The following is a 15,718-nucleotide window of genomic DNA, read 5'->3' as shown; positions in this document are numbered from 1 at the left end:
ATGGCGATGTTCCGACGTAGCCGGGGATTGCGGAGGTCGTTCTCGTCCCGCTTGGCCTCGATCAGCTCGATGAGACGGTTCTGTCGATCCTGCATGAACTCGTCGAACCGATCGCTCCGCAGCAGCGAAGGGTCGAGCGCGTGACTGCGCAGGTGGGAGTCGAGCACCTCCGGATCGACTCCCGGCGCCTCCACCGAACCCTTTTCGAGTCGCCCGAGGTAGAGGGACGGAGCGACACCACCGACGATTCGATTCGTCCTGGCCGACAGCGGCGTCTTGTTGATGATCGAATCGTAGGTTGAGCGCGGGATGCCCTGGTCCTCGCACCACCGCTGCGGGAATACATGGTGGATGTCGACGCTCTCGTCGAAGAAGACCGTGTGGTCGAACGCCTGCCCCGTGCGGAAGTCGAGTGCCCCCTCCCCCATCAGCAGCGCGTTCACGCCCTTGTAAGCGGCCGAGAGACGCATGCGCATCGTGCGCAGTCGGTCGACTCTGAAGGTGGCGTCCGAGATCGTCGACGGCGGCTGACCGCCTCGGATCCAGGCCGGGACCTCGACCGCATCGCGACCGATCCGGGTCTCCGTGGTCGATCCGTACAGCTCGCCGAAAACGCCGTTCCAATACCACTGTTCGATCTTGGAACGGTTCGCCTGCGACTCCCACTGCTCGCCGAGCACGGCGAAGATCACGGCGAGTGGGACGAGCTGCGACTGGTACGGCAGGTCGTAGACCCGGTAGATGCGCTGCATATGCAGGAACTTCGCGACAGTGCGGAAGGCCTGCTCGGCCCTGTCCTGGTGCTGCTTGTAAGCCGCGAGCGGGAGATTGAGGATTGCCGCTCGATTGCCGATCACCTGCGGCAGATCCTTGCCGGTTCGTCCCTCCGCGACGGCTGCGGCCCGACGCTCAAGCGCGCCGAGCAACGTCACAACGTGCAGAAAGTCGGTATTGCTCACTCCGGCGAGGATTCCAACATCGCTGCCGGGTGCTTTCAGCATCTGCGCGAGTCGATATTCCCGCCCAGGTTCAGCGGCGTCGCCGTACCAGTCCTTGCGCAGCTCGTGGCCTTCGGCGGCGTACATGGCGGTGATGAGCTCGAACGCGTCCAGCGGTTTGCCGCCTGTATTGACCTTCTCGAAGACCACGCACACTGCCTCCTTCGAGGTGTCCTTCGCGAGTGAAATAACCGGCACGTTGTAGGAGGTGAAGCTGCTGATGACCTCCTTCTTGAACCGGTCACGCAACTCGCCGAGGTCGTCGCGGTCGGGAGCGTTCCAGAACCACCGGAGGAACTCATCCATCCAGCTCTCCGAGTCGAACAGCTCGGAGACCGGAAACATCCGCTGCTCGAACTCGAGCTGACGCGTGCTCAGATCGAGATCGATGGAGCGGTCGAAGTCGCTCTTGACCTGACGGTCCTCGGGCACACCGACGATCGCGTCCTCACGATCGACCGACGGATCGAGCGCCATCCGCATGTTGATGTAGAACCAGCGCTTCACGCGCTTCTTCTTCGGCGTGACGGTCTCCACGACGTGGCCTCGGTACGCCACCTGGTACAACGAGGTGAGCCGTTGCTGTCCGTCGAGGATTAGCGAAGACGGGTCCGTCCTGGACGCAGGGGATCCCTCGATGGGCCGCGGCTTGAACTCGACCTCGCCCCCGACCTGCAGCGTCATGACCGCCCCGATTGGAAAAGCTCGGGAGACGGACGCGATCAGCGATTTGATGCGGTCCTCGTCCCAGACCCAGCTCCTCTGAAAGTCGGGAAGCTGCATCGACCCCGCGTGGCAGTCCTTGAGGAGGTCGCTGAGCGCGACGGGATTCATGACGAAGGCGGCGGCCATGGGCAGCTCCGAGCGGGTCGGCGGGCGTGGATGGGGTGCGGTCGACAGGCGGCCGGCGAGAGAACCTCGCGTTCACCGCGAAGGGCCCCAACGGCGCCCGCTTCGCGGAGAACGATAGGCCTCGTCGTGTGGCCTCTCGAGGTCGGCTCGCGGCGATCGATCCCCGTACTCCGAACGGTCAAACGCGCCCGAACACGATCTCTCGACGATCGCGGCTCCTCCGGTCACGATCAGCAGCGTCGCGCCGACTCGGAACACGGCATCAACCGCGTAGGTGTCTCGTAGATCCGCGAATGGAGGCGCCGGTGCTCGGCGAAGGCCCCGCCCGTGGGTGTGCGCGTGCTCGGGTGCGGCGGCGTAGGCGCCGCCGCACCATCCAGCTCCATATCCCGACACCTGCGGCCCTCGTCGCTGGCCCGACCGACGACCGGGGCCCGCGGCTGACCCGGTGGTGCCCGCTCGCGGATCACCCGCGGAAGGCTCCGTCAAACTCAGCGCCTGAGCCGCGCGCCGAAGTGGTCGGAGAGGTGCGCGCCGTTGCCGATCAGCTGCTCGCGGAGGGTGCCGGTGGAGGGCTCCTCGGGCAGCCGGCCGCGGCGGCGCAGCTCCGGCACGACCCGGTGCGCGAAGTCCTCCAGGTCGGTCGGGGCGAAGATCGGCTCGAGCAGGAAGCCGTCGAGGTCGGTCTCGTCCATCAGCGACTCGAGGCGGTCCGCCACCTCGGTCACCGATCCGGTGACCTCGAAGCCGCGGGTCCCCCTCCCCCGCAGCTGGTCGAGGATCTGCCGCACGGTCGGCGCGGGCGAGCCGTCCTTCGGGAGGAAGCGGTCGATGTTGCTCTGCCCCATCTGCCCGACCGTGCCAGCCGTCACGATCTGCTCGAGCGACCTGTCGGGGTCGAGGGAGAGCAGGTCGATGCCCGTGTTGCCGGAGTAGAGCACGTTCACGACCTCGTCGGTCTGCAGCGCGTCGAACTCCGCGCGCTGCGCGACGGCCGCCTCGTGCGTCTCCCCCACGGTGACCGTGACGCCGACCATGATCCTGATCGAGTCGGGGTCGCGCCCCTCCTCCGCCGCCCGCGCGCGGATGTCGGCCACATTCGCCTTCGTCGCCGCGACGGTGGTGCCCTGCACGAAGACGCACTCCGCGTTGTGCGCCGCATAGGCGCGGCCGCGCGCGGAGGTGCCCGCCTGGAACAGGACCGGGGTCCGCTGCGGGGAGGGGGTCATCGCGTACCAGCCGGCCGAGCGGTAGTACTCCCCCGCGTACTCGACCTTGTGCACCTTGTCCGGGTCCGCGTACCGGACCGCCTCGCGGTCCTCCTCCACCGCGTCGTCGTCCCACGCCGTCTGCCAGTACCGCAGCGCCAGTTCGAGGTACTCGTCGGCCTGGTCGTACCGGTCGTCGTGCTTGCGCATCTCGTCGTGGCCGAACAGCGCCGCGATGGCGTCCTGGGATGCGCCGGTGACGATGTTCCAGCCGATGCGGCCCCCGGTCAGATGGTCGAGCGTCGAGAACGTGCGCGCCGTCTGCACCGGGTGGTCGAGGCCGGTGCCGGAGGTGAACACGAAGCCGAGCCGCTTCGTCTCGTGGGCGAGCACCGGGATGAGGTAGCTCGGATCGATGCCCGGGAAGTTGATGCCGCCCGTCACCGACAGCGGGTGCAGCGCCCCCTGCACGGTCGGGTAGCCGTACCCGCCGGCGAAGAAGAGGAAGTCGAACCCGGCGTCGTCGAGCAGCTTCGCGACCTCCACCCAGTACTCCGGGTCCCGGTACTCGATCGATCGGCTCCGCGGATGCGGCCAGCTGAGCGTGCCGCCCACCTGGACCGCCGCGACCTCGAAGACCCCGAGCCGCATGCGTTTTCGCGAGGAGATCAGGACGACGACGCCTTGCCCGCGTCAGGACCCCACTCCGCCAGCACCGCCGATTCGATGATCGTGGTGATCGTGTAGAGCACGATCGAGATCACCGTCGCCAGCACGGTCGCCGCCCAGATCTGCGGATAGTCGAAGGCGGCCTTCGCGCTCGTGACCGTCGCGCCGAGTCCCTTGTCGTTGGTGAACAGGAACTCGTACAGCATCGCACCGGTGATCGCTCCGGGCACCGCGATGCGCATGGAGGCGAACAGGAACGGCAGGGAGGTGGGGATCGCCGCCTTGACCAGCACCGTGAAGCGGTTCCCGCCGTACACCCGGATCAGGTCGACGGCCTGCTCCGAGACCGACCGGAGGCCGACGGTGAGATTCACCAGCACCGGGAACAGCACGACAACGGTGCCGATCAGCGCCGCCGTGATCTGGCCGTTGCCGAATACGATGTAGATGACCGGCGCCATCGCGAGCAGCGGCACGGTACGCAGCAGCATCGCGAGCGGCATGAACATGAACTCGACGACCCGGAACATCGCGAAGGCGATCGCGATCGAGATCGAGAGCGCCAGCCCGACGACGAACCCGAGCGCGGCGTCGCTGAGGGTCTCCCCGAGCTTCGCCGCCAGCAGCGCTCGGTGCGCCTCGGCCGACCCCGTGATGTTCGACTGGGTGACGTACTGGAAGACGTCGACCGGACCCTTGGCGAGGAACGGCGACGGCGAGAACAGCGTCACCGCGAGCTGCCAGAGGACGCACAGCAGGATCCCCGACACGAGGATCGATCCGACGGTGATCCCCGTGCGGCGGGCTGCGTACTTCACCGCCTGGACGGCGTTCGCGCTCACCACGGGGGCGGGACGAGCGATGGTGGTCGTCATCAGAAGGCGCCCTTCTTCTTGGAGGCGACGGACCACGGCGCGATGAGGCGCCCGATGCGGTCGATCAGGAAGTAGGCGAGACCGGCGACGCCGCCGGATGTCAGAGCGAGCGTCCACACCTGGGTGGAGTCGTTGTAGAACTGCCCGGACAGCAGCAGGATCCCGACACCGCTGTCGACCCCGACGAGGAAGTACTCGCCGAGCACCGCACCGAGGAACGCCGCCGGCGCCGCGATCTTCAGAGCGGCGAGCAGGCTCGGCAGCGCCGCGATCAGCCGCACCTTCACGATCTGCGTCCACCGGGTGCCGCCGTACGCGCTCACGACGTCGAGCTGGGTGCTGCTCGCGGACTTGAGGCCGAGGATCGTGCCGATGACCGTCGTGAACACGACGCTGAGCGCGGCCAGGAACACGGAGGTGAACCGCGACGAGGCCGGCGACATGATCGTCGCGAGCGGACCGATCGCGGTGAGCGGCAGGCAGGAGGTGACGACCGCGAGCTGGGTCGCGATCCCCTCCGCCTTCGGCAGCAGGAGCACGCCGAAGGCGATCACCAGCGCGACCGCGACACCGAGGAGGTAGCCCTGCAGCGCGGCGAGGCTCGTCACCCCGACCGCCTGCCAGTAGGACGACGCGCCGAAGGCCGTGCCGAAGCGGAGGAGCACCTCGACCGGGGTCGGGATCGCGCCGTTCTTCCCGAACGGAGTCGCGGCGACGGCGGCCCAGGCGAGCACGATCAGGATGACGCCCATCGCACCGCCGGCCCACGCGGGCATCGCGGCGAGGGATCGGCCGAGGCTGCGGGACGGCCGGGTCGCTGCGGATGCCGTCAGCACCACGCTGCTGCCCGCGTCCGTGAGCGGCTCAGTCATCGCCGTGCGCGCCGCCGCCGAACAGGATCGCGGAGAGCCGGTCGACGTACGCGTGGAACTCGGGCGTCCGCGCGAGCTCGGGCACCCGCGGGCGGGGCAGGTCGATCTCGACGACCTCCGCGATACGTCCGGGCCGGGCGCTCATCACCGCGACGACGTCGGACAGGAACACCGCCTCCGAGATCGCGTGCGTCACCATCAGCGTCGTCGCGGGCTTCTCCCCCCAGATCCGCAGCAGCTCGACGTTCATGCGCTGCCGCGTCATGTCGTCGAGCGCACCGAAGGGCTCGTCGAGCAGCATGACCGTCGGCTGCACCACCAGGCAGCGGGCGATCGACACGCGCTGCTTCATACCGCCCGACAGCTGCGCCGGCTTCGCATGCTCGAACCCGTTCAGGCCGACGAGCGTGATCAGGTCGTCGATCACCGACTTGTCGGGCTTGATCCCGGCGACCTCCAGTGGCAGGCGGATGTTCTTCTCCACCGTCCGCCACGGCAGCAGCGCGGAGTCCTGGAACGCGATCCCGATCTCGTGCTGCTTCTGCACCTCGCTGGTGGGCTTGCCGTTCATCTGCACGGTGCCCGTGGAGGGGGTGTCGAGCCCCGCGAGGATCCGGAGGATCGTCGACTTGCCGCAGCCGGACGGCCCGAGCAACGAGAGGAACGAGTCCTTCTTCGTGCCCAGGTCGACCGTGCTGAGCGCCTGCACCTGCTTGCGCCCGACCGAGAAGGTCTTGCTGAGTCCCTGGATGTTGATACCGGTGGCGAGTTCCGGGTGCTCGAGCGGCGAGCCGGTCGCCGTTCCGGCAGTGCCCTGAACGACGGTGCTGCCGAGATCGGTCATCAGATGGGTCTCCTCACGGTTCGAGGACGGGCGGGGAGGGGTCACGCCGCGGGGATCGTGAACTTCGTGATGAGGTCCGGGTTCTCCTTGTAGACCTCGTCCAGGAGCGAGAGGTCGAAGAGCTTGTCGGCGGTGATCGTGTAGCCCATCGCTGCGAGCGACTCGATGTTCTCCGCGACCAGGGCGTCTGTCAGCGTGAACAGGCCGTTCGTGTTCACGTCCTCGGTGAGGATCAGGCCGTTCTGCGCCGTCGCCTCCTTCGTCTGCTCGGCCTCGTCGAGGTCCTTGCCGAAGTTCGCGCCCTTGCCGTACGTGTTCGCGGCGAGGTCGGCCGACTTCGCCGGGTCCTTGACGGCTGCGGTCCAGCCCTGGATCTCGGCCTTCAGGAACGCCTTGAGCAGATCCCGTTTCGAGTCGATCGTGGTCTGCAGGACCAGGAAGGTCTCCGCCACGAACGGCAGGCCGTTGTCCGCGAACCCGAGGACGACGGGCTTCTTGCCCTCCTCGTCCGCGAGGATCGGCTCGTTCGTGATGTACGACATGTGCGCGTCGTACTTGCCGGAGACGAGCGGGGCGATGTCGAAGCCGGTCGTGACGATGCTCACATCGCTCTCGGAGAGACCGTTCGCCTTCAGGAACCCCTTGAGGATGACCTGGTTCGATCCCGGCTGGACGCCGAGCCTCTTGCCCTTCAGGTCCGCGATCGTGCGGATCGGGGTGCCCTCCTCCAGCGACATGAGGCAGAACGGGTTCTTCTGGTAGGTGGTGCCGATGATCTTGAGGGGCGCTCCCTTCAGGACCGATGGCACGGTCGCGATCGGCGCGGAGATGCCGACGAGCGCCTTGCCGGAGATCACCACCTCCTCGGCCGTGGTGCTGCCACCGCCGGCGAGCAGGGTGACTTTGCTGAAGCCGGCGTCCTTGTAGTAGCTGTTCTCCACACCGAAGTACTCGCCGGCGAACTCGACGTTCTTGATCCAGGAGAGCTGGACGGCGATCTCGCCGAAGTCCTTCGCGGCGGCTGCGGAGCCGCCGGCCGCGGGCGAACCGCTCGTGCCGGAGGAGCACGCTGCGAGGAGCACGCCGCCTCCGAGGAGGCCGGCGCCCACTCCGCCGATGCGGAGGAACGACCGGCGGTCGAAGCTGGAAGGGATCATCTGAGAAGGGCTGTGCGTGAAGGGCATGGGGTCCTCGTGTCTTCAGGGGACGGGTGCTGTGTCCGGTGAGGACGGTACCGACGGCGCGTTTCCCCCACGTTTCGGGGGCATCACGATCGCGGGTGAACCGTCAGCGCTCCGCCGCGAGCCTCCCGGCGATGCTGCCGCGCTCGTCGGGCGTCAGGAACGCGGCCCCCAGCGCCGTGCTGTCGGTCATCGTGCGGTGCTCGCGCTGACGGGCGACCTGCTGCACGTCGGTCAGGAACTCCGCGATCAGGGGCACGCGGAACGCGTCGCCCGGCAGCAGCGCGACCGTGCTCACCTCCCCCGGCGCGACCGCTCCCCCAGACGGTGCTCATGGCGCCATCCCGCAGGGCCCGCCGGTAGCGTCGACCGGGTGCCCGTCCGCAGGATCGTCGTCCTCGACTTCGACGGCACCGTCGCCGTCGGCGACGAGCCGGTCCTCGCGTACTTCCGAGGCGTGGCGGGCGGTGATGCCGACGAGGTCCTCGCACGATGGGCGCGGACCGGTGAGGGCCACCGCGACGGCTACTCGCTCGTCGCCGACTGGGCCTCGGCGCACGACGTGGCCGAGCCCGTGCGCTCCACCGCCTACGCAGCCAGCCGGGCCGCCGTGCACGCCGGCACGGCGCAGGTCACCGCTCCGGAGGGGCTCGCCGACCTGCTGCGGCGGCGGCCCGCGGACGTGCGGTGCGTGCTCGTGACGAACGCACCGGTCGACGGCATCGAGCCCGTGCTCGCGCGCCTCGGGTTGGAGGGGCTCGTCGACGAGACGATCGGCGATGCCGGCAAGCCGGGCGGGATGCCGGCGGTGCTCGACCGGCTGCTCTCCGGACTGCCTCCTGCGGCCCTGCTCTCGGTCGGCGACGTGTGGCGCAACGACCTCGAACCGGCAGCGGCGATCGGCGCGGCGACGGCATTCGTCGACCGGTTCGAGCGCGGCGAGGGCTCCCCGACGTTCCGCGGACGGACGCTGGAGGCGCTGCTGCCCGACATCGAGCGCTGGTGGTCCGCATGACGTTCCTGGTCGTCGCCGCGGTGGTCGGCGGGATAGCTCTCGCGACCTTCGTCGCGACCCGGGTGTCCCGCCTGGTCGCCTACCTCCGCCGCCCCCCGCGCCGCCGCTCCCGCTGATCGCGCCGACGGGCGCGGTTGCGCGTCTCGCGCCGCCGCCGCGGAGTCCGCGAGCGTCGCTCGCGGAGAAGCGGGAACCACGCCGAAGGCCTCCAGCTTGCGGCCGAGCAACGTCGTGCTGTTCGCCTCCTCCCAGCCCCAGCGAGCGAAGCCCGAGACGAGTGGGAGCACCCGGTCCTCGCGCCTCGTCTCGTTCCAGAGTGCGACGCCAGCGCCCTGGGTCGCCATCGACGGGTCGAGCAGCTTGACCCATGTCCCCCTCCGGGACGATTGGGGGCCGGGGTCAGTTGGTGTCCGGGGGGTCGCCCAGGGCCGACTCGCGGAGGGTCGCCAGGAGGCTCAGGACCGATGCGATCTGCGCCGGGCCGGCGACGCGGTGGTCGGCCGCCGTCGGGCCCTCCCCGCTCTTCACGCCGAGGTCGTCGGGGTCGAGCGCGACGAACGCGTCCTCGTCCGTGACGTCGTCGCCCGCGTAGAAGACCGCGGAGGCCTTCGTGTAGCGCCGGAGGTGCTCGACCGCCTCGCCCTTCGTCGTCGAGCGGACCGAGAACTCGATCACGTTCTTGCCCATCCGCACCTTCGCGTCGGGCGCCTCCATCTTCAGCTCGTTGACCGCGACGAGGTGCGCGACCCGGCTGTGCCGGTCGGTCGCCAGGCGCGTGTGCAGGGCGAAGCCGGCGGGCTTGGGCTCGATCCAGACGCTGTCGAGCGTGTCGGCGATCTGATCCAGGACCTGACCCAGCACGTCGAGCTGCTGCTGCTCCCCGGCGTTCAGCGCGACCACGTCGTCGGGGTCGTCGAGGCGCAGCTCGATGCCGTGGGAGCCGACGAGCAGCACGGCATCGTCGAATGGCGCGACCTGCTCGAGGTCGCGCAGCGATCGTCCGGACACCAGCGCCACCCGCGTTGCCGGCAGCGCGATCAGGCGCTCGACCGCCGCACGCGCCTCCGGGGTCGCTCGCGCCTTCTCGGGGTCGTCCACCTCCGGCGCCAGGGTGCCGTCGAAGTCGAGGGCGACCAGGAGGCGCGGTGTCCGGGCCAGCGTGCCGAGCGCGTCCCGGAGGCCACGCCGCACGCCGCTGCCCGACTGGCCGAGGCGGTCGTCGAGCGGCATCAGTCCACCGCCGCCGCGGCCTCGGACGAGGCGGTCGGCCGCACATCGGCGAGGGCACCGAGGAAGTCCTTCGACCACCGCTCGACGTCGTGCGTCAGCACGCGGTGCCGCAGCGCCCGCATGCGCGCCCTGCGCTCCGCGCGCGACATGTGGACCGCGGTCAGCATCGTCCGCTTCAGCCCCTCGATGTCGTGGGGGTTGACGAGCAGCGCCTGCTTCAGCTCGTCGGCGGCGCCGGCGAACTCGCTGAGCACGAGCACGCCGTCGTCGTCCGCCCTGGTCGCGACGTACTCCTTCGCGACCAGGTTCATCCCGTCGCGCAGCGCGGTGACGAGCATCACGTCGGCGGCGAGGAACAGCGCGACCATCTCCTCGCGGGGATACCCGTGGTGGAGGTAGTTGATCGCGGAGTGCGCGATCGTGCCGAACTCGCCGTTGACCCGCCCGACGGTCAGCTCGATCTCGTCGCGGAGCGCCTTGTACGTCTCCACCCGCTCGCGGCTCGGGCTCGCGACCTGCACGAGTACGGTGTCGTCGTCGAGCTTGCCCTCCGCCAGCAGCTCCGCATACGCCGCGAACCGGTGCCGGATGCCCTTCGTGTAGTCGAGCCGATCGACGCCGAGCATGATCGTGGACGGGTTGCCGAGTTCGTCGCGGATCTGCGCCGCCCGAGCCCGCACGTCCGGATCCTCCACGAGGGCGACGTATGCCTTCGCGTCGATGGAGATCGGGAAGTGCCGCGCCACCACCGAGCGCGGCCGGTCGGACGACGAGTTCGGCCAGCGACCCTCGCCTGCCGCCGGCAGCTCGACCCGGCCGTGGGCGGTCTGCACACGGAAGATCCGCCGGACGGCGCGGAGGAAGTTGCCCGCGTCGGCGCGGCGCTGGAAGCCGATCAGGTCAGCACCGAGCAGCCCCTCCACGATCTCGCGGCGCCAGGGCAGCTGCGAGAACAGGCCGTATGCCGGGAAGGGGATGTGATTGAAGAAGCCGATCACGAGGTCGGGGCGCAGCTCGCGCAGCATCCGAGGCACGAGCTGCAGCTGGTAGTCCTGCACCCAGACCGTGCCGCCTTCGGAGGCCGCCGCCGCGGACGCCTCGGCGAACTGCCGGTTCACGTCGACGTACGCCTCCCAGAACCGGCGGCTGTAGGTCGGTTGAGCGATGACGTCGTGGTACAGCGGCCAGATCGTGTCGTTCGAGAAGCCCTCGTAGTACAGCTCGACGGCGGATCCGGAGAGCCGGACCGGCACGAGGTGCAGGCCGCCGGCCTCGAACGCCTCCTGGTCGTCGTCCGCGACACCGGTCCAGCCGACCCACGCGCCGTCGTTCGCCCGCATCACCGGCTCCAGCGCGGTCACGAGCCCGCCGGGCGACGGCTTCCAGGACGGGGTTCCGTCGTGCGCGGTCACGCGGTCGACGGGGAGGCGGTTCGACACCACGACGAAATCGAAGCGCGCATCGTCCCCGGTGTCCGCCATGTCGTGACCAGGCTACCCGGCGCTCGCGGCAGGGAGATCGAGAGAGGGCCGAGCGGAGGACTCTCCGTTTTGTAGGAAGGTCGTGCCTACAAAACGGAGAGTCGGTCGAAACGGAGAGTCGGTGAGGGCGGTCGGCGCTCGGCGGACGCACAGTCGGCACTCGACGGAGGCCCAGTACAGTCCCCGTCCCATGGGCACCCTGCGCAAATACCTGCTGAACGGCGCGATCATCTCGTCCGTCCTCTCCGGCGTCTCCGCCTTCCGCCAGGGCAGGAAGAACCCGAGCGACTGGCGCACCTACCTCACCTGGATCGCCTGGCTGCTGACCCTGGCCGTGGCCCTCGGCACGATCCGCAAGGAGTCCGTGGACCCCGACGCCCCGAAGGTCTCGGCGGGCCCGAAGCTGAAGAACGCGCAGAAGAAGCCCAAGAAGGGCGAATAGCCCGCACCGCCCGACGGTCAGGCGGGCCGGTGCGTGCGGACCGGGCCGGTGAAGTCCTTGCCGCGGGCGTCCGCCTCGGCTGAACCGCCGAACAGCTCCCGGTCGTCGCGGTGGCCCGACCTGGACCGTTCGGTGATGCGCTCGCCGCCCTCCCCCGGTTCGGTCATCAGTACGCGGGTGCGGGGCAGCGCCGCCGGCTGCTGCTCGTGCAGCCACCGGATCATCTCCTCCCGGACGAAGCAGCGCAGATCGAACAGCGTCGGCGCATCCACGGCCGTGACCAGGATCCTGACGTGGATCATGCCGCCCACGGCATCCGTGACCTGCAGCACCGAGACGCGGCCGTCCCAGAGCGTGGTGCGCGCCAGGATCCGGTGCATCTCGTCGCGCATCGCCTGCGGGTCTACCAGCCAGTCGAGGTCGAAGTCGACGGACTGCATCAGCTGGCTGGACGTGCGGGTCCAGTTCTCGAACGGCGTCGTCGTGAAGTAGGTGGAGGGCAGCACCAGTCGCCGGTCGTCCCAGACGTGCAGCACGACGTAGGTGAGCGTGATCTCCTCGATCCGCCCCCACTCGTCGTTCGCGATGACCACGTCGTCGACCCGGATCGCGCCGGAGAAGGCGAGCTGCATGCCCGCGATCACGTTGCCGAGCGTCGACTGCGCCGCGAGGCCGGCGATGATCGAGATGACGCCGGCGGAGGCGAACAGGGATGCACCCGCGGACCGCGCCTCCGGGAACAGCAGCAGTGCCGAGCCGATCGCGATGACCACGATCACGACGATGGCGAGACGCCGGAGGATCAGGACCTGCGTGCGGACGCGGCGGGCGACCCGGTTGTCCGCGACGTCGGTGCGGTAGCGGACCAGCGCCACATCGACCAGCAGCGAGACGAAGGCGCCCACGAACCAGGCGGCGAACGCGATGATCTCGATTCCCAGCGCCTGGCCGACCGGCGTCCTGAGCCCGTCCGAGCCGGCGGGCAGCCCGGCGAGGGTGAAGCTCACCGCGATGGCGATGCCGATCCCCATGAGCAGCCAGCGGAACGGCCAGCGGAGCCGGCCGACCGCGCGGTCGGGCCAGCCGCGCCGCCTGGCGATGGCGCGGAACACGACGCCGACGACCGCTGCCACCACCATGGCGAGCACGACGGCGATCACGATCGAGACCAGCAGGCGGGACCAGACCGTGCCGGTCACGGTGTACCAGAACGAGGCGATGTCCATGGGGGCTCCTTCTGTCGCCGGGAAGCCGCTCCGCCCCGACCGATCATCGTGCCCCACCCGGACGTGAACACCCGGTGCGCCACGGCTGCGGCGGCCAAGCACTCAGGACGCCACCACCTCGTGCTCGCTCGGGAGGAGGAGGATGCGACGACCGGCGGCCTGCATCGCGACCCCGAGGCGGAGACGGACGACGGGAAGGACCCGACGTCCTGATCGGATCCGTTCGTCTCGACAGGCCAGGATGTGGCGCATGCCGCTGCCGATCGAGGACTACGCGATGATCAGCGACTGCCAGTCGGCGGCGATGGTCGGCCGGGACGGCAGCATCGACTGGCTGTGCTTCCCGCGGTACGACTCCGCGAGCATGTTCGGCGCGCTGCTCGGCGACGAGTCGCACGGCCGCTGGCTGGTCGCACCGGAGGGGGCCGATGACGCGACCGCCGTCCGCGCCTACGTCGAGGGCACGCTGATGCTGGTCACCAGGTGGACCACGAGCACCGGCGTGGTCGAGGTGACCGACTTCATGCCGCACGGCAACCGCGCGGCCGACATCGTGCGGCGGGTGCGCGGCGTCAGCGGCACGGTCGCGATGCGGCAGGACCTCCGGATCCGGTTCGACTACGCCCGGGCGGTGCCGTGGGTCCGCCAGGTGCGCGACGAGGACGTCAGGGGCATCATCGCGACCGCGGGCCCCGACGCCGTCATCGTGCGCGGGCCCCGGCTGCGAGCGGAGGGCGAATCGCATCGCAGCCACTTCGCCGTGCGCGAGGGCGAGACCGTCGACATCACGCTCGCGTGGTACCCCTCCTACCGGGACGCGCCTCCGGCCCTCGACGTGGAGGCGCTGATCAGCTCGACGACGGCCTGGTGGGACCGCTGGACCAGCGGCATCGAGCACCAGGGGAAGTACCACGAGCACGTGATCCGGTCGCTGATCGTGCTCCGCGCGCTGACGCACGAGGACACGGGCGGGATCGCCGCCGCCGCGACCACCAGTCTGCCGGAGCAGTTCGGCGGCGCACGGAACTGGGACTACCGCTACGTCTGGCTGCGCGACGCGTCCCTGACGCTGTCGGTGCTCGTGAACCACGGCTATGTGGACGAGGCCGCCGCCTGGCGGGGCTGGCTGCTCCGCGCGATCGCCGGCGACCCGGCCGACGTGCAGATCATGTACGGGCTCGCCGGCGAGCGGGACCTGCTCGAGCGGGAGCTGCCGAGCCTTCCCGGGTACGGAGGCGCCGCTCCGGTCCGCATCGGCAACGGGGCGGTCGATCAGTACCAGGCGGACGTGATCGGCGAGGTCATGGTCGCCCTGCAGGAGGCGCGCGAGAAGGGCGTCGTCGACGGCCAGCACGCGTGGCCGGTGCAGCGGGCGCTGATGGCGTTCCTCGAGGAGCACTGGGAGCGCAAGGACAGCGGCATCTGGGAGATGCGCGGGGCCGAGCGGTACTTCACGCACTCCCGCGTGATGGTCTGGGCCGCCTTCGACCGCGCCATCAAGGCGAACGAGCGCTTCGGCCTGAAGGGACCGGTCGAACGGTGGCGTGCGCTCCGGGAGCGGATCTCGGCCGAGATCGAGGCGCAGGGGTTCGACACCGAACGGGGCACCTACGTGCAGTCCTACGGCTCGAAGGAGGTGGACGCCTCCCTCCTGATCCTGTCCCAGGTCGGCTATGTAAAAGCGACCGACACCCGGATGCTCGGCACGGTCGCCGCCATCGAGCAGGACCTGATGAGCAGCGGACTGGTGATGCGGTACCGGACGGAGGCGAGCGACGACGGACTCGTGCCGGGCGAGTACCCCTTCCTCGCCTGCAGCTTCTGGCTCGTGGAGCAGTACGCGGGCAGCGGCCGGCACGAGGACGCCGTGCGGTTGATGGACGTGCTCGTGGGTCTGACGAACGACGTCGGGCTGCTGTCGGAGGAGTACGACGTCGCGGGTGCGCGGCAGGCGGGCAACACCCCGCAGGCGCTGTCGCACCTCGCGCTGGTCAGGGCGGCCGATGCGATCGAGGCGCGTCAGGAGCAGCGGCGCTGATCGCCGCCGCGCTCAGTCGACTCCCACTCCGCGTCCAGAGTCCGTCCATAGCGTGGAACGCATGTCACAGATCATCGAGACCATCGACGTCGACGTGCCGGTCAGCAAGGCCTACGACCAGTGGACCCAGTTCGAGTCGTTCCCCCGGTTCCTCAGCTTCGTCCAGTCGATCACGCAGATCGACGACACCCACAACCATTGGACGGTCAAGATCGGCGGGATCGAGCGCGAATTCGACGCCGAGATCACCGAGCAGCACCAGGACGAGCGGGTGGCCTGGAAGAGCGAGGACGGCACGACCCACGCCGGCGTCGTCACCTTCCACAAGCTCTCCGACACCAGCTCCCGCGTCGCGGTCCAGATCGACTGGCAGCCGGAGGGCGTCGTCGAGAAGGCCGGCGACCTGCTGAACTTCGACACCCGCAGCGTCAAGAAGGACCTCGCGAACTTCAAGGAGTTCATCGAGCAGGCACCCGCCCCGACCGGCGCCTGGCACGGCGACGTGCCGCGCGACTGATTTCGTCGTTCAGGAGTTCTGGCGGCGGCGGAGCCGCGCCAGAACTCCTGAACGACGGAATCAGAGGGCCGGGGTACGGCCGGGGGCGTGGCGCTCGGCGACACCCTCCCTCTCCATGGCCGCCGCGATGCGGAGGAGCCGGACGTCGTCGTAGGCCCTGCCCGCGATGGTGAGCCCGATCGGCATGCCGATGTCGGCCATCACTCCCATCGGGACCGTGACCGTCGGGATGCCGAGATGGCGGATCACGAGGTTGCCGTTCGCGACCCA

Annotated in this window: 15 protein-coding genes and 1 pseudogene; 5 read left to right on the top strand and 11 right to left on the bottom strand. The window is 69.5% G+C overall.

Annotation, left to right across the window (positions count from 1 at the left end):
- The 7 genes from ACFE67_RS08920 to ACFE67_RS08890 all read right to left on the bottom strand — a co-directional run.
- A partial coding sequence (locus ACFE67_RS08920; RefSeq protein ID WP_375406524.1) for a DUF262 domain-containing protein occupies nucleotides 1-1,850 on the bottom strand: 1,850 nt, incomplete at its 3' end.
- 491 nt (nucleotides 1,851-2,341) lie between these two features.
- On the bottom strand, nucleotides 2,342-3,709 hold the full coding sequence (locus ACFE67_RS08915; protein ID WP_375406523.1) for an NtaA/DmoA family FMN-dependent monooxygenase: 1,368 nt from the start codon (nucleotides 3,707-3,709) through the stop codon (nucleotides 2,342-2,344).
- Nucleotides 3,710-3,726: 17 nt separating this feature from the next.
- Nucleotides 3,727-4,602, bottom strand: coding sequence for an ABC transporter permease (locus tag ACFE67_RS08910; RefSeq protein ID WP_375406522.1), 876 nt, complete (start codon nucleotides 4,600-4,602; stop codon nucleotides 3,727-3,729).
- Nucleotides 4,602-5,474 carry an ABC transporter permease gene (locus ACFE67_RS08905; protein WP_375406521.1) on the bottom strand — a complete coding sequence of 291 codons (873 nt, stop codon included), beginning with the start codon at nucleotides 5,472-5,474 and terminating at the stop codon, nucleotides 4,602-4,604. The genes ACFE67_RS08910 and ACFE67_RS08905 overlap by 1 nt, the downstream gene beginning before the upstream one ends.
- Nucleotides 5,467-6,318 carry an ABC transporter ATP-binding protein gene (locus tag ACFE67_RS08900; RefSeq protein ID WP_375406520.1) on the bottom strand — a complete coding sequence of 284 codons (852 nt, stop codon included), beginning with the start codon at nucleotides 6,316-6,318 and terminating at the stop codon, nucleotides 5,467-5,469. The genes ACFE67_RS08905 and ACFE67_RS08900 overlap by 8 nt, the downstream gene beginning before the upstream one ends.
- 41 nt (nucleotides 6,319-6,359) lie before the next feature.
- Complete coding sequence (locus ACFE67_RS08895) at nucleotides 6,360-7,502, bottom strand: ABC transporter substrate-binding protein (RefSeq protein WP_375406519.1); 1,143 nt, start codon at nucleotides 7,500-7,502, stop codon at nucleotides 6,360-6,362.
- 103 nt (nucleotides 7,503-7,605) lie between these two features.
- Complete coding sequence (locus ACFE67_RS08890; RefSeq protein ID WP_375406518.1) at nucleotides 7,606-7,797, bottom strand: hypothetical protein; 192 nt, start codon at nucleotides 7,795-7,797, stop codon at nucleotides 7,606-7,608.
- A 75-nt stretch (nucleotides 7,798-7,872) separates the two neighbouring features.
- Between ACFE67_RS08890 and ACFE67_RS08885 the strand changes: the two genes are divergently transcribed.
- Nucleotides 7,873-8,514, top strand: a complete 642-nt coding sequence (locus tag ACFE67_RS08885; protein ID WP_375406517.1) for an HAD family hydrolase — start codon at nucleotides 7,873-7,875, stop codon at nucleotides 8,512-8,514.
- A gap of 399 nt (nucleotides 8,515-8,913) precedes the next feature.
- On the opposite strand, the gene otsB is transcribed toward ACFE67_RS08885, so the two are convergent.
- Nucleotides 8,914-9,744 (bottom strand): trehalose-phosphatase, encoded by an 831-nt coding sequence (gene otsB / locus ACFE67_RS08880; protein WP_375406516.1) that lies wholly within the window; start codon nucleotides 9,742-9,744, stop codon nucleotides 8,914-8,916.
- A complete protein-coding gene (locus tag ACFE67_RS08875) occupies nucleotides 9,744-11,225 on the bottom strand; it encodes a trehalose-6-phosphate synthase (protein WP_375406515.1) in 1,482 nt (493 codons plus the stop codon). The genes otsB and ACFE67_RS08875 overlap by 1 nt, the downstream gene beginning before the upstream one ends.
- Before the next feature lie 190 nt (nucleotides 11,226-11,415).
- Between ACFE67_RS08875 and ACFE67_RS08870 the strand changes: the two genes are divergently transcribed.
- On the top strand, nucleotides 11,416-11,667 hold the full coding sequence (locus ACFE67_RS08870) for a hypothetical protein (protein WP_375406514.1): 252 nt from the start codon (nucleotides 11,416-11,418) through the stop codon (nucleotides 11,665-11,667).
- 17 nt (nucleotides 11,668-11,684) lie between these two features.
- Here ACFE67_RS08870 and ACFE67_RS08865 read toward each other — a convergent pair whose 3' ends face one another.
- Complete coding sequence (locus ACFE67_RS08865) at nucleotides 11,685-12,893, bottom strand: mechanosensitive ion channel family protein (RefSeq protein ID WP_375406513.1); 1,209 nt, start codon at nucleotides 12,891-12,893, stop codon at nucleotides 11,685-11,687.
- 48 nt (nucleotides 12,894-12,941) lie between these two features.
- On the opposite strand from ACFE67_RS08865, the gene ACFE67_RS08860 reads away from it, so the two are divergent.
- The 3 genes from ACFE67_RS08860 (at nucleotide 12,942) to ACFE67_RS08850 (ending at nucleotide 15,448) form a co-directional block, all read left to right on the top strand.
- Nucleotides 12,942-13,106 (top strand): hypothetical protein, encoded by a 165-nt coding sequence (locus ACFE67_RS08860; protein WP_375406512.1) that lies wholly within the window; start codon nucleotides 12,942-12,944, stop codon nucleotides 13,104-13,106.
- Between the two features lie 37 nt (nucleotides 13,107-13,143).
- Nucleotides 13,144-14,931: a glycoside hydrolase family 15 protein gene (locus tag ACFE67_RS08855; protein ID WP_375406511.1), complete on the top strand. Its 1,788-nt coding sequence runs from the start codon at nucleotides 13,144-13,146 to the stop codon at nucleotides 14,929-14,931.
- 61 nt (nucleotides 14,932-14,992) lie between these two features.
- Nucleotides 14,993-15,448, top strand: a complete 456-nt coding sequence (locus tag ACFE67_RS08850) for an SRPBCC family protein (RefSeq protein WP_375406510.1) — start codon at nucleotides 14,993-14,995, stop codon at nucleotides 15,446-15,448.
- Nucleotides 15,449-15,508: 60 nt separating this feature from the next.
- On the opposite strand, the pseudogene ACFE67_RS08845 reads toward ACFE67_RS08850, so the two are convergent.
- A pseudogene (locus tag ACFE67_RS08845) lies at nucleotides 15,509-15,718 on the bottom strand (amidase); the annotation flags it as partial.

This window comes from uncultured Amnibacterium sp., assembly GCF_964244015.1.
Classification (GTDB): Bacteria; Actinomycetota; Actinomycetes; order Actinomycetales; family Microbacteriaceae; genus Amnibacterium.
The sequence above is the reverse complement of the archived record's forward strand: the minus strand, read 5'-3'. Positions and strand labels throughout refer to the sequence as shown.